This is a genomic window from Streptomyces sp. NPDC059564 (genome assembly GCF_042735575.1).
Taxonomy (GTDB): domain Bacteria; phylum Actinomycetota; class Actinomycetes; order Streptomycetales; family Streptomycetaceae; genus Streptomyces.
In genome coordinates, this window is record NZ_JBHWBP010000195.1 from 1 (window position 1) to 13,907 (window position 13,907).

Consider the following 13,907-nt stretch of genomic DNA (forward strand, 5'->3'; position numbering starts at 1 on the left):
CCCCTGCCCTCCGCTCCCCCGCACGACAGCCGCGTCTGACGCGACGACGGCGGACTCCGGCGGGCATCGCGCCCCGGAGCGCCCTCATCCCGGCAGGCCCCCGGGGCCGGAAATGGTGCGCGGCCACGTACCATGGCGGCATGTCCTTCCTCCGCCGCAACCGCGCCGCCACACCCGCCGGCCCGGACTTCGACGTCCTGGCCATGGATCCGGGGGACTGGCCGGGCAACCTCGGCGCCGGGCTGCTCCCCGCCCCCGACGGCAGCTGCCAGGGCGTCTTCCTGCGCTACGACCTGTTCGGCGGCCGCGGCCCCGCGATGATCATCGGAAACCTTCCCGAAGGATCCCCGGCCCGGGAGCTCGCCGACGGCCAGGTCCCCTTCGAGGTGGCCCAGCTCCTCGCCGCCCTCGAGAACGAGGAGGACGTCGAGGTCACCGGCTCCGAGGACTGCCCGGTCATGCAGGGCGACAACCTCCTGATCGTCCGCAAGGTCAAACTCTCCGAGAGCCGGATCTCCTGCGTCCAGTTCGACCGCAGCGACAACGTCCTCGTGACCATCGCCAGCTGGGACCGTCCGATCACCGACGACCTGTACGCGCTGCTGAAGCCGCTGCCGGCCGAGCTCTTCCAGCAGGGCTAGGGCCCGGCGCCGCTACGGCCGGCCGGGCCCCTCCCGCCCCGCGGTCAGGAGTCGGCGATGTCGTTCGCCGCCACGTAGCCGAACGTCATCGCGGGACCGATCGTCGAACCGGCGCCCGCGTAGCTGTGGCCCATCACCGCCGCGCTCGCGTTGCCCGCCGCCCACAGACCCCGGATCACCGAACCGTCCGCCCGCAGCGCCCGGGCCCGGGCGTCCGTGACGATCCCGCCCTTCGTCCCCAAGTCCCCCGGGACGATCTTGAAGGCGTAGAACGGCGGCGCCCAGACGGGTGCCAGGCAGGAGTTCGGCTGCACGCCCGGGTCCGTGTAGTAGTGGTCGTACGCCGTGTCGCCGCGGTGGTGGTCGGGGTCGGTGCCGTTCCACGCCTGGGCGTTGAACCGGTTCAGCGTCGCCCGCAGCGCACCCGCCGGCACCCCGATCTGGCCCGCCAGGGCGTCCCAGGTCCAGGCCTTCTTCGCCGCCCCCGCCCCGTACCAGGAGTCCGGGAAGGGCAGCGTCGGCAGGATGTCCTTGAAGAGGTACTTGTTGCGGTAGTTCTGGTCCACGATCAGCCAGGCCGGAATGTGCGAACCCGCCCCGCCCCGGTCCTTCTCGTACATCACGTGCACCACGTCGCTGTACGGCGCGGCCTCGTTCACGAACCGCGCCCCCGCCGCGTTCACGATCAGCCCGCCCGGCAGGGTCCGCTCCGCCAGACAGAAGTACGGCTCCCCGGGCAGCGGGATCGACGGACCCCACCAGGCGTCCTCCATCAAGGACAGCGCTGCGCCCGCCCGTTGCCCGGCCCGGATCCCGTCGCCCGTGTTCTCCTTCGCGCCCACCGACCACTCGGTGCCGATCGGCTGCTGCTGGTACTGCGCCCGCATCTGCGCGTTGTGCTCGAAGCCGCCCGAGCCGATGACCACCCCCTTGCGGGCCCGCACGACGCCCCGTACGCCCTCCTTCTCCACCACCACCCCGGTCACCGCGCCGCCCTCCACGACCAGGTCGACCAGCGGGCTGTTCAGCCACACCGGCACCCCCGCCCGCTGCAGCCCGGCCCGCAGCCCGGCCGCCAGGGCCTGGCCCATGGTCAGCGGCTTCTCCCCGCGCAGCGCGGCCCTGGCCCCGCGCGCCAGGCACTCCGTGGACACCGCGAGGCCCTTCGCGCTCACCGCCGCCAGGTTGAGCCACTTGTAGTCCTGGCTGAACACCACCATCCCGGCGGGCACCGCCATGTACGCCGGGTTCAGGTGCGCCAGCTCCGCGCCGAGGAGGTTCCCGTCGATCTGGTCCGGCTCGATGGAGCGCCCGTTCGGCAGCCCGCCCGGAAGATTCGGGTAGTAGTCGCTGTAGCCGTCCATGAAACGGAACCCCAGCGGGCTGTTCGCCATCACGAAGTCCAGCATCCGGGGCCCGTTCGCGAGGAACGCCCGCTGCCGGTCGGCCGGTACGTCCGGCCCCACCACCGCCGACAGGTACGCGGCGGCCTTCTCCGGGGTGTCCGGCACCCCCGCGCCCAGGATCACCGAGTTGTTCGGCAGCCAGATCCCGGCGCCCGAGCGCGCGGCCGAACCGCCGAAGGTCGGCGCCTTCTCCACCACCAGCACGCTCAGCCCCCGCCGGGCGGCGGTCAGCGCGGCGGTCATCCCCGACGCCCCCGCCCCCACCACGACGACGTCGTACGCGCCGAGCGGGGCCCCGTCGGCCCGCGCGACGGCGCCCGGCAGCGCGGTGGCGGCGAGCGCGCCCGCCCCCGCCCCGGCGAGCACCGTCCGGCGGGAGGGGAGGGCGTTCGCGTGCGGCGGGCGGTCCTGGTTCTCGGTCATGGGCAGGCTCCAGCGGGATGGGGAGGAAGGCGGCGACTCCAGCATTTCTGATGCTGAGTCAGAAAAGGTGTTCGGGGGATCATGTGATGTCAAGGCACGCGTACCCGTACCTGCCACCCGCCGGACGCGCCAAAACCCGTGGCCCGCACACCAGGTGTGCGGGCCACGGGATGCCTGTGGACGTGCGGTCAGCGGGTGCCGACCGCCGCCCGGACCGCTCTGCGGGCCATTCCGGCGTCGTCGTGCAGGCGGCGCAGCAGCAGACGCTGCTCCTCGCCCGAGGACAGGGCCCCCGCGGGCAGCGGCTGGGCCGGAGCGGCCGCCAGCATCGACCGGTGCACCGCCGTCTCCGCCATCCGGATCTCCCGGGTCAGCACCAGCATCAGATTGACCAGGAAGGCGTCCCGCGAGGCGGGGCCGGCCGACTGGGCGAGCCGGCTGATCTGGCCGCGCGCCGCCGGGGCGTCGCCCAGCACCGTCCACAGCGTGGCCAGGTCATAGCCCGGCAGGTACCAGCCCGCGTGCTCCCAGTCCAGGAGCACCGGCCCCGCCGGGGAGAGCAGCAGGTTCGACAGCAGCGCGTCGCCGTGGTTGAACTGCCACGGGATCCCCGCCGGCCGCAGGCCGTGCAGCAGCTTCTGCAGGTCCCCGAAGTCCCGGTCGGTCAGCAGCCCGAGCTCGTGGTCCCGCGTGATCCGCCGCGCGTAGTCCACCGGGTGCCCGAACAGGTCCGACGGCGGCCGCCACTGGTTCACCCGGCACACCGCGCCGAGTGCGGCCCGTACGTCCGTCCGCGGCGGAGCCTCCACCGGATGCCGCTGGAGCGCCGCCACCCGGCCCGCCATGCGCTCCACGATCAGTACGCAGTTCTCCGGATCGGCGGCGATCAGCCGGGGCACCCGGACCGGCGGACGGTGCCGGACGAACGTCCGGTACGTCGCTATTTCGTGCCGGTACCGCTCGCGCCACTCGGGCGAATGGTCCAGTAAAACCTTCGCGACGGCGGTCATCCGCCCTGTCGTCCCCACCAGGAGGACCGACCGGCCGCTGCGCCGCAGGACCTGGACCGGAGCGAACTCCGGACAGATCCGCTGCACCGACGCGAGCGCGGTGCGCAGTTGCGCGCCCTGCGGTCCCGACAGGTCGATTCTCCCGCTGAGCGGCTGTGATCCGGCACCCGGCATCCGCCGCGCCCGAACGGCGCCGGCGGCCTGAGCCGGGGCCGCCGCGCGGCCGGGTTCGAGGTAGGGGCCGCCCCCCGCCTGGAGGGTGCGGTGCGGCCGGACCGGGGCGGACACGGAGGACGTTGCTGCGTACATGGCGTTTACGGTTCCCTTCGTGCGCCGACGAGTTGCGTACGCCGCCCCGCCGGATCCCGTACTTCACCCTGGGGAGTTCCGCCGGTGAACCGGGTCGGGGAGGCGCATTCCTACCTGACACCCGGGGGTCCCTGGCGAACCACGGGGCGTGCCCTGGCGAACCCTGGCGAATAGTCCACGGGGAACTGACAGGGGGCTACTGTCAACTCAGCCGAGAACCTGGGGGCTTGACGTGAGCAAAGGTCCAAACACCCGTCTGAACGACCTGTTCGGCCTCGCCGGCTGGTCCAAGGGCGAACTGGCGAGGATGGTCAACCGGCAGGCGGCGGCCATGGGTCACCACCAGCTGGCCACCGACACCTCGCGGGTGCGGCGCTGGATCGACATGGGGGAAACCCCGCGCGAACCGGTGCCCACGGTACTGGCAGCCCTGTTCACCGAGCGGCTCGGTCGTGTCGTGACCATCGAGGACCTCGGGTTCGTACGGCAGCGGCGCACCACCAAACGGCAGCCGGACGGGGCGAAGGAGAACCCCGACGGAGTGCCCTGGGCGCCCGAACGCACAGCCGCGGTCCTCACCGAATTCACGGGAATGGACCTCATGCTCAACCGTCGCGGCCTGATGGGCGCGGGAGCCGCGCTCACCGCCGGCTCAGCCCTCAGCAACGCCATGTACGACTGGCTGCACACCGACCCCGCCGCCGCCAAGGACGCCCAGCGTTTCGGCGACCCCTACCAGGCCGATCCGGCGGGCTACGACCGCTACGAGGCCGCCCCCATCGGCTCCCAGGAGATCGAGGCCCTGGAGCGCTCCGTCGAGGTCTTCCGCGCCTGGGACGCCTCCCGGGGCGGAGGCCTCCAGCGCAAGGCCGTCGTGGGACAGCTGAACGAGGTCGGCGGGATGCTGGCCTACCACCACCCCGACCACCTCCAGCGCAGGCTGTGGGGGGTGGCGGCCAACCTGGCGGTACTGGCGGGCTGGATGTCGCACGACGTCGGTCTCGAACCCACCGCCCAGAAGTACTTCGTCATCGCCGCCCACGCGGCCCGCGAGGGCGGCGACCGGCCGCGCGCCGGCGAGGCGCTGTCCCGCGCCGCCCGCCAGATGGTTCACCTCGGCAAACCCCACGAGGCCCTGGACCTGATGAAACTGGCCCAGTCCGGCTCCGGCGAACAGACCCTGCCGCGCACCCGCGCCATGCTGCACACCATCGAGGCCTGGGCGCAGGCCGCGATGGGCAAGGGCCAGGCCATGCGCCGCACGCTGGGCGAGGCCGAGGAGCTCTTCGTGTCCGACAAGGGCGACGTACCGCCGCCCTCGTGGATGCAGAACTTCGACGAGGCCGACATGCACGGCATGCAGGCCCTGGCGTACCGGACGCTCGCCGACCACGACGCGGCGGCGGCGCCCGTCGCCGCCCAGCACGCCCGCGAGGCCCTGCGGCTGCGCGGGGACGGCCACCAGCGCTCGCAGATCTTCGACTACATCTCCATGGCCTCGGCCTGCTTCATCGCCGACGACCCCGAACAGGCCGACCGCTACGCCCGCCTCGCCCTGGTCTCCATGAACGAGACCTCCTCGCACCGCACCTGGGACCGGCTCCGCGAGATGTACCGGCTCACCGGCCAGTACGCCGGTTACGGACGCATCGAGGCCCTGCGCGAGGAGATCAAGATGGCGCTCCCGGACGCCCCGGCGCCGCGCGCGGCCCGCGGTACGGAGGTGTAGGGGGAAGCCGTGCCGCGGGAGGGTCGAGGGACGAGTACGGAGACGAGCGAGGCCGCGCCCTTCGGCGCGGCCCCAGAGCGCGGCGGTCCGGCCGGGACCGCCGCCGGCTAGCCGCCGATCCGGGCGACCAGCACGCAGGCGTCGTCCTCGCGCCCGCCCTCGCCGAACTCCTCCGTCACCATCCGTACGCAGTCCCGCGCCGTGCGCGCCGAGGAGAACCGAGGCGCGAGGGCCAGCAGCCGTTCGGTCCCGTCCGTCCGGCCGAACTCGATGCTGTGCGGCGTCAGTCCGTCCGTGTGCAGGACGAGGACGTCGCCCGGTTCGAGCCGTTCCTCGGCCTGCCCGTAGAGGGCCCCCGACGTCGCGCCCAGCAGCACGCCCTCGGGCGGCTGCAGCGCCCGGCCCTGGCCGCGGCGGAACAGCAGCGGCGCGGGGTGCCCGGCCTGCGCCCAGGAGAGCACCCGGCGGGCGGGGTCGTACCGGCAGCAGACGGCGGAACCGAGGGCGGGCTGAACGGAGGTCTCCAGCAGCTGGTTGAGCCAGCCCATCAGCGGGCCGGGGTCGATCCCGGCCATGGCCATGGCGCGCAGGGCGCCGAGCACCATCGCCATCCCGGAGGTGGCGCCCACCCCGTGCCCGGTCAGGTCGCCGACCGTCAGGAGGGAGCGCCCGTCGGGGAGTTCGAGGGCGTCGTACCAGTCGCCGCCGATCAGCGCGCTGGTCGCGGCGGGCAGGTAGTGCGCGGCCACGTCCATCGAGGCGGCGCTGCCGTGCGGGAACCGCAGGGAGCCGCGCCACGGGGGGAGCACGGCTTCCTGCAGTTCGACCGCCAGCCGGTGCTCGGTCTGCGCGATCTCCCGCCGGCGCTGGAGCGAGTCCCGTGACTCGCGCACCGCCCGCTGGCTGCGGCGCAGTTCGCTCACGTCGCGCAGCACGGCCCACATGGAGGCCGCGCAGCCGTCGGAGTCGAGCACCGGCTCGCCCCTCATGTGCAGGGTCCGGACGCGGCCGTCGGCCCGGACGATGCGGAACTCGCCGTCGATCGGCTTGCCGTCGACCAGGCAGTCCGTGACCATCGCGGTGAGCAGCGGCTGGTCGTCGGAGAACAGGGTGGAGCCGAGCTCGTCGAGCGGCAGCGGGCCCGTCTCGGGCGACCGGCCGAAGATCTGGAAGAGCTCGTCGGACCAGGTGACCTCGTCCGTCAGGAGGTTCCACTCGGCGCTGCCGACGCGTCCCTGGCGGTCCTCGGCGGTGAGCTCCGGGCACGCCTCGGGGAGGGGGTCGGGCTCGGGGGCGGGCGGCAGCCCTTCCTTGAGCTGGCCGAGCTGCTCGCCGAGGTCGTCGAGGTGGTGTACCGCCAGGTCGCACAGTGCGCGCTGCCAGCGTCCCCGGGCGTCGTCGTCGTCCACGACGGTGTCGCGGCGCACCGCGTCCACGTCGCCCCGCAGCCGGCGGGTCTGGGAGATCAGCTTGTCCACCGATCCCGGCTCGGGAGGCTGCGCGGGGCGGTCCGCGTACAGATGGGACGGCATGGGCACTCCGATACAGGCGCGGCGATGGAGACGCGGCACGGCCAGGTCCACAGCGAGGACCGGCTACGACTGTGGCACAGCCCGCGACGGGCTGTAAGGCGTTTGGCAACATCCGTAACGGCCTTGCTCCTGGCATATGCCGTAGGCGTTCCGTGCCCCCGCCACGCGTGCGAACGAATCCGGTCAGCCGGGCCGGGGCCCGGCCGACCGGACGGCCGGCGGCTCAGACGCTGACCGGCACGGCGTGGATCTCGTCCGCCGGGTGCCCCGTCCGTTCGTGGATCCGTCGCACGGCCTCGGCCGACGGGCCCGAGGACAGGCAGTAGACCGTGCCCGACTCCGGGTCCGCCCACGCCTTCTCGAAGTGGACGCCCTCTTCGCCTTCGATCGCAAGGTCCGCCTGGTGCGCGGCGAGCAACTGCTCGGCTGTGATGCCCTTCATGCCCGTGTGGACATCCATGAAGGTGGCCATCGCGAACACCTCCTTCTGCTGTTCCTCCCATCGTCCGCCCGGGACGCCGCCCGGTCGACCGGGGGATGGGGAGCCGGAACGGGCGGCCGGAAACCGGTGCTCCACACGGGGCGGGTCGAGCGTACGGGCGAGGTGTGCGAGGCGCCGGCACCCCTCCGTCCGCCTCGGAAGCCGGTGATTGCTCCCTCCGGGGGATCCCCCGAACGGAGGATCCCGCACGGCGCCGAGGGCCGAAAACGCCCCGCACGCACGGCGGTTCGTAGTCACGCGGGTCACTTCCACCCCGCACTTCCCACCCCATCGAGTGATCGCTACTCTACGTGTCGGTAATGAGCCGGTGGCGGTCCGTTCGCGGGCCAGGGGCAGGGCGGGGACACGACCAGATGACCGAACAGAGCAGCGCGCCCGGACCGGGCGCCGCAGCGGGTGCGGGCGGCTCGGCAGGACCGGGCGGGGTCGCGGCCGGAGGGAGCCGGCGCTCCTTCCTGACCTACCTCGTCGCGGCGCCGACCCTGGCCCTCGTCACCCGCGCCGGGGCCGACGTCCTGGCCCCGCAGCCCGCGCACGCGGTCATCCCGAGCCTTCCCGAGATCGCCGACCTGATCGACCTCGGCGACCTGTTCATCCTGGCCGGCGCCCCCACCTCCGCCCTGCTGGCCCTCGCCGTCGAGGCGGACGGCACGATCCGCTTCCGGCTGCCGCGCGAGGAGGTCGGCCAGGGCCTGACGACCGCCGTCGCCATGCTGGTCGCGGAGGAGCTCGACGCGCCCCTGGACTCCGTCCGCGTGGAGCTGGACGACGCCCGCCCCGAGCTGCTGTTCAACCAGCTCACCGGCTCCTCGAACTCCATCCGCTCCCTCTACGGGCCGGTCCGCCAGTGCGCCGCCACCGCCCGGGCCCGCCTCGTCGCGGCCGCCGCCGCCCGCTGGAACCTCCCCGCCTCCCGGCTGACCACCTCGGGCGGCGTCGTACGGGCCCCCGACGGCCGCACCGCCGGCTACGGCTCCCTCGCCGCGGCCGCCGCCGCGCCCGGCCTGATCGTCCTCGGCGCCTCCCCGAAGCCGGCCGCCCAGCACGCCCTCGTCGGCACCCCGACCAGCCGGATCGACGCCCGCGCCATGGTCACCGGCGCCCAGAAGTACACCCTCGACCTCGACGTGCCCGGGGCCAAGCCCTGCGTGGTGCGCCGCCCGCCCACCCTCGGCGGGAGCGTCCGGAGCGTCTCCAACCTGGCCGCCGTCCGGGCCATGCCCGGGGTCCTGGACGTGGTGACCGTCCAGACGGGGGTCGCCGTCGTCGCCGAGACCTTCGGACAGGCCCTCGACGCCAAGGCCGCCCTCCAGGTCGTCTGGGGACCCGGCCCGGCCGACCAGCTCTCGGACGCGCAGATCCGTACGAAGCTGCGCGCCGCCACCCCGCCGCTGCTGGTGCCGCCGCTGCTCACCCCGTACGTGGACGCCGAGTTCGACTTCGCCTTCGTCAGCCACGCCCCCATGGAGACCAACTCCGCCGTCGCCGACGTACGGGAGGACCGCGCCGAGATCTGGTCCGGGCTCAAGTCCCCCATCGTGGCGCGCGAGACCATCGCCGCCGACCTCGGGCTGCCGCTCGACAAGGTGAAGGTGCACGTCATCCAGGCCGGCGGCTCCTTCGGCCGGCGGCTGTTCTTCGACGCCGCCTTGGAGGCCGCCCGGATCTCCAAGGCCTGCCGCCGCCCGGTGCGCCTGATGTGGACCCGCGTCGACGACACCCGGCACGGCCGGATGCGTCCCGCGACCCACCACAAGATCCGCGCCACCCACCTGCTCGGCGAGGTGCTCAGCTTCGAGCACCGGGTCGCCGCTGCCGAGACGGACTTCCGGCACGGGCTCGGCGAGATCATCACCGCCACCGCCGCGAGCCTGCCGTCCGGCATCGGCAACGCCACCCTCGCCCAGACCCTGTTCCTCACCACGGTCAAGTCCCCGTACCACTTCGGGCTCACCACGCAGGCGCTGAGCGAGGTGCCGACCGGCATCCCCACCGCGTCCTGGCGCTCGGTGTACTCGGCCAACACCCGGGGCGCCGAGGAGATCGTGGTCGACGAACTGGCCGCGGCGACCGGCAAGGACCCGTACCGGTTCCGCCGCACGTTCCTCAAGACCGACGCCCAGCGCGCCGTCCTGGACAAGGTGGCCACCGAGGGGGAGTGGGGGCGGGCCCTGCCGGCCGGCTGCGCCCAGGGCATCGCCTTCCACGAGGAGTACAAGTCGCGTACGGCCTGCCTGGTGGAGATCGACACCCGCGATCCGGAGCACGTACGGGTCACCAGGGCGGTCATCGCGGTGGACGTGGGCCTGCCCGTGAACCCGCGCGGGCTGGAGGCCCAGATGATCGGCGGACTCACCGACGCGATCTCCACCACCCTGCGGGCCGGTCTGCACCTGGACAAGGGGCTCCCGCTGGAGGGCAGTTACAGCCAGTTCCACTGGGCGAAGCAGCGCGACACCCCGCAGGACGTACGGGTCTTCGTGCTCCCGGCGACCGGAACCGAGCCGGGCGGCGCGGGCGAGCTGGGGGTGCCCGCCGCCGTCGGCGCCATCGCCAACGCCTGGGCCCGGGCCACCGGTTCCAAGCCGCGCAGCTTCCCCCTCGACTTCGACGTCGACTTCACCCCCTACCCGCGCTAACCGCTGGAGTACGCCGTGCCCTCGCACACCTTCACCGTCAACGGGCGGAGCGTCACCGTCGACGCGCCCGACAACCTGCCCCTCCTGTGGGTGCTCCGCGACATGCTGGGCGTCACCGGCCCCAAGTACGGCTGCGGGGTGGACGTCTGCAAGGCCTGCACCAGCCACCTCGACGGCGCGGAGGTCCGGCCCTGCGTGGTGCCCGTCTCCGCCTGCGCGGGCAAGACGGTCACCACCATCGAGGGCCTGGCGGACGGGGACACCCTGCACCCGGTGCAGGAGGCCTGGCTGGAACAGGACGTGGCCCAGTGCGGGTTCTGCCAGCCCGGCCAGATCATGGCGGCCGTGGCGCTGCTGAAGCGCACCTCCGAGCCCACGGACGCGGACATCGACGCCATCGCGAACATCTGCCGCTGCGGCACCTACTTCCGCATCCGCGAGGCCATCCGCAGCGCCGCCGCCCGGATGTGAGGGCGGGCCGGTCCGGGTCCCGCGGTACGGGACCCGGGGCTCAGGCCAGCAGCTTCTGCTTGGCCTGCTGGAACTCGGCCTCGCTCAGGTCGCCCTTGGCCTTGAGCTCGGAGAGCCGGGCGAGTTCTTCCGTCGTGCTCTTGCCGGACGTTCCGGCGGCTTCGCGGACGTAGGCGTTGAAGGCCTGCTGTTGCTCCTGCGCGTGCGCGATCTCGCGCTTGCCCATGTCCTTGCCGCGGGCGATGACGTACACCAGTACGCCCAGGAACGGGATGATGCAGACGAACAGCAGCCAGGCGGCCTTGAGCCAGCCGTTCATCTCGTGGTCGCGGAAGAGGTCGACGATGATCCGGAAGAGCAGGATCAGCCACATGACCCAGAGGAAGATCCACATCACGGTCCAGAAGGCACCCAGGACCGGGTAGTCGTAGGCCAAGTAGACGGATGCGTCCATGGCCGTCCTCCTTCGTTCGGGCGGCTGCCCGTGCCCGTAGCGCGTGGGCGGCCGACGTGATCACCATCGCAGCGGTGGTACAAGATCGCCACTGGGCCGAACGGACGGGCAGGTTCCCGGTGAATCGGTCAGAAATGGACGATCATGCCGGAATGAGGCGTATCAATCTGAAACGCGTCCTGGTCGGTGAGCCCCTCGACACCGCGCGCCTGGGCGAGACCCTGCTGCCCAAACGGCTGGCACTGCCGATCTTCTGCAGCGACCCCCTCTCCTCCGTGGCCTACGCCACCGAGGAGATCCTGCTGATCCTCGCCCTCGGCGGGGTCGCGCTGCTCCACCTGACCTGGTACGCGGCCGCCGCCATCGTCTTCCTGCTGGTCGTCGTCATCGCCTCCTACCGGCAGACCTGCCACGCCTACCCCGGCGGCGGGGGCGCGTACGTCGTCAGCTCCGAGAACCTCGGCCAGACCGCCGCCCTCACCGCGGCCAGCGCCCTCCTCGTCGACTACGTGATGACCGTCGCCGTGTCCGTGGTCTCCGGGGTCGCCGCGATCACCTCCGCGATCCCCTCCCTCAGCGACCACCAAGTCGGCCTGTCCGTCGCCTTCGTGGTGCTGCTGACCCTGATGAACCTGCGCGGCGTGCGGGAGTCGGGCCGCGTCTTCGCCATCCCCACCTACGGATTCGTCCTCGTCATCTACGTGATGTTCGCCTTTGCCGCCGTCCGCCTCGGGACCGGCGAAACCATCCGGGCCGAGTCCGCCCACCTGCCCATCACCGCCGCCGGCACGTACACCGGCTTCGCCGTGGTCCTCCTCGCCCTGCGCGCCTTCGCCTCCGGCTGCACCGCACTCACCGGCGTCGAGGCCATCAGCAACGGGGTCCCCGCCTTCCAGAAGCCCAAGGCCACGAACGCGGCCACCACCCTCGCCGCCATGGGCGTGCTGTCCGTGACGATGTTCGTCGGCATCACCGCCCTCGCCATGTCCTACCAGGTGCACGTCGCGGCCGACCCCACCGAACTCGGGCTGCCCCCCGGCACCCCGATGTCCACCGCGCTCGCCCAGATCGGCCGGGCCACCTTCGGGGACTGGCACTTCCTCTTCTACCTGCTCCAGGCCGTCACCGCCGGCGTGCTGATCCTCGCCGCGAACACCGCCTTCAACGGCTTCCCCATGCTCGCCTCGATCCTCGCCCGGGACCGGTACGCCCCCCGCCAGCTCTTCAACCGCGGCGACCGCCTCGTCTACTCCAACGGCGTCGTCCTGCTCGCCCTCGCCGCCATCGCCCTGATCGTCGCCTTCGACGCCGAGCTGACCCGCCTCATCCAGCTCTACATCATCGGCGTCTTCGTCTCCTTCACCCTCTCCCAGGCCGGCATGGTCCGGCACTGGCGGCGCGAACTCGCCTCACCGGCCACGCCCGGGGCCGAGCGGGTCCACATCCACCGACGGCTCGCCATCAACGCGGTCGGCGCCTGCATGACCGCCGTCGTCCTGGTCATCGTCCTCGTCACCAAGTTCACCCACGGAGCCTGGCTGGTCGTCATCGCCATGCCCGCGCTGTTCCTCGGGATGAAGGGCGTCCGCCGCCACTACGACACCGTCGCCCGGCAGGTCTCCGTCGCCCCCGGCATCAAACCCCGCAAACCCGCCCGCCACCACGTCATCGTCCTCGTCGCCTCCGTCCACGCCCCCACCCTCAAGGCCCTCGGCTACGCCCAGGGGCTGCGGCCCGACACCCTGACCGCCCTGTCCGTCGCCGCCGACGAGGAGGACGCGGAACGGCTGCGCACGGCCTGGGCCGCGCACGACCCCGGGATCGCGCTGAAGATCCTTCACTCGCCCTACCGCGAAGTGGTCGGACCGGTGCTGGCGTACGTGGAGGAACAGGCCGCCGCCGAGGGCACGGACATGCTGTCGGTGGTCATCCCCGAGTACGTCGTCGGCCACTGGTGGGAGCAGCCCCTGCACAACCAGAACGCGCTCCGGCTCAAGGCGCGGCTGCTGTTCACCCCGGGGGTCGCGGTGATCGACGTGCCGTACCTGCTGGAGTCGGCGCAGCATCCGCAGCCGCAGGAGGCGTAGCGGGGGCGGGGACCGGGGCCGGGCGCTGGGTCACCGCCGCGTGGGCCAGGGCCAGTTCCACCACGTGCGCCGGGTCGGACAGGGCCCGGCCCGTGAGCCGCTCCAGGCGCCGCAGCCGGTTGGAGACGGTGTTGCGGTGGCAGTACAGCCGCTGCGCCGCGTACGTGGTCGAGCCCTGGCAGGCCAGCCAGGTGCCCAGCGTGTCCAGCAGCACCCGGCCGTCCTCCGGGGGCAGCGCCAGCACCGGGCCCAGCACCACCCGGCGCAGCCGGGCGGCGAGTTCGGGGTCGGCCGCCACCAGCGCCGCCGGCAGCCGCTCGTCCAGCAGGGCCGCCCCGGGACCGGCCGCCGCCGGGGCGCTGCGCAGGGCGAGGGCCGCGAGCCGCCGGGCCCCGGCCAGGTCGGCGGGGGCCGCCACCACCGGGCTGACCCCGGCGCGCACCGCGAGGGGGGCCAGCAGGCCGCGCAGCGACTCCAGCGGATGGTGGCCCAGCTCCGCGAGGCCGGTCTCCCCGTCGGCGCGGATCCGCCACAGCACGCGGGGCCCGTCGGGGGCGGCGCCCGGTCTGCCGCCCGCCGGGGCGCCGGGTGCGAGGACGACCACGGCGAAGCGGCCCCGCTCGGGCAGACAGCCGCGCGGCGGCGGCCGTCGTCTGCGCCACGGGGCCCGTGCCGTCGCCGTCGAGCAGGGTGTCCAGCAGGGC

The 13,907-nt window shown here is 73.0% G+C and carries 11 protein-coding genes; 5 read left to right on the top strand and 6 right to left on the bottom strand.

Translation table 11 applies throughout. The features are described 5' to 3' along the window. The first annotated feature begins 140 nt into the window (after nucleotides 1-140). On the top strand, nucleotides 141-641 hold the full coding sequence (locus ACFV0Q_RS26940; RefSeq protein WP_266579529.1) for a hypothetical protein: 501 nt from the start codon (nucleotides 141-143) through the stop codon (nucleotides 639-641). Between the two features lie 44 nt (nucleotides 642-685). On the opposite strand, the gene kstD is transcribed toward ACFV0Q_RS26940, so the two are convergent. Both kstD and ACFV0Q_RS26950 read right to left on the bottom strand, forming a co-directional pair. Further along, nucleotides 686-2,470, bottom strand: a complete 1,785-nt coding sequence (gene kstD / locus ACFV0Q_RS26945) for a 3-oxosteroid 1-dehydrogenase (protein ID WP_385008943.1) — start codon at nucleotides 2,468-2,470, stop codon at nucleotides 686-688. Nucleotides 2,471-2,658: 188 nt separating this feature from the next. Then, nucleotides 2,659-3,789, bottom strand: a complete 1,131-nt coding sequence (locus ACFV0Q_RS26950) for an aminoglycoside phosphotransferase family protein (protein ID WP_385008944.1) — start codon at nucleotides 3,787-3,789, stop codon at nucleotides 2,659-2,661. Nucleotides 3,790-4,021: 232 nt separating this feature from the next. On the opposite strand from ACFV0Q_RS26950, the gene ACFV0Q_RS26955 reads away from it, so the two are divergent. After that, a complete protein-coding gene (locus ACFV0Q_RS26955) occupies nucleotides 4,022-5,518 on the top strand; it encodes a hypothetical protein (protein ID WP_385008945.1) in 1,497 nt (498 codons plus the stop codon). A 107-nt stretch (nucleotides 5,519-5,625) separates the two neighbouring features. On the opposite strand, the gene ACFV0Q_RS26960 is transcribed toward ACFV0Q_RS26955, so the two are convergent. Next, on the bottom strand, nucleotides 5,626-7,050 hold the full coding sequence (locus tag ACFV0Q_RS26960; RefSeq protein ID WP_385008946.1) for a PP2C family protein-serine/threonine phosphatase: 1,425 nt from the start codon (nucleotides 7,048-7,050) through the stop codon (nucleotides 5,626-5,628). 223 nt (nucleotides 7,051-7,273) lie between these two features. Beyond that, complete coding sequence (locus tag ACFV0Q_RS26965) at nucleotides 7,274-7,522, bottom strand: SCO4226 family nickel-binding protein (RefSeq protein WP_385008947.1); 249 nt, start codon at nucleotides 7,520-7,522, stop codon at nucleotides 7,274-7,276. A gap of 383 nt (nucleotides 7,523-7,905) precedes the next feature. On the opposite strand from ACFV0Q_RS26965, the gene ACFV0Q_RS26970 reads away from it, so the two are divergent. Next, the gene (locus ACFV0Q_RS26970) at nucleotides 7,906-10,191 is read left to right on the top strand and encodes a molybdopterin cofactor-binding domain-containing protein (RefSeq protein WP_385008948.1); all 2,286 of its coding nucleotides are present in this window, start codon (nucleotides 7,906-7,908) and stop codon (nucleotides 10,189-10,191) included. Between the two features lie 15 nt (nucleotides 10,192-10,206). Continuing rightward, on the top strand, nucleotides 10,207-10,662 hold the full coding sequence (locus ACFV0Q_RS26975) for a (2Fe-2S)-binding protein (RefSeq protein WP_385008949.1): 456 nt from the start codon (nucleotides 10,207-10,209) through the stop codon (nucleotides 10,660-10,662). A gap of 40 nt (nucleotides 10,663-10,702) precedes the next feature. Here the strand turns inward: ACFV0Q_RS26975 and ACFV0Q_RS26980 are convergent, their stop codons facing one another. Continuing rightward, nucleotides 10,703-11,116, bottom strand: coding sequence for a PLDc N-terminal domain-containing protein (locus ACFV0Q_RS26980; protein WP_385008950.1), 414 nt, complete (start codon nucleotides 11,114-11,116; stop codon nucleotides 10,703-10,705). 152 nt (nucleotides 11,117-11,268) lie between these two features. Here ACFV0Q_RS26980 and ACFV0Q_RS26985 point away from each other — a divergent pair, with 152 nt between their 5' ends. Further along, complete coding sequence (locus ACFV0Q_RS26985; protein WP_385008951.1) at nucleotides 11,269-13,203, top strand: APC family permease; 1,935 nt, start codon at nucleotides 11,269-11,271, stop codon at nucleotides 13,201-13,203. Here ACFV0Q_RS26985 and ACFV0Q_RS26990 read toward each other — a convergent pair. Then, the coding region (locus ACFV0Q_RS26990) for a PucR family transcriptional regulator (protein ID WP_385008952.1) at nucleotides 13,127-13,907 on the bottom strand (781 nt) is incomplete at its 5' end. The two genes, ACFV0Q_RS26985 and ACFV0Q_RS26990, sit on opposite strands and share 77 nt — an antisense overlap.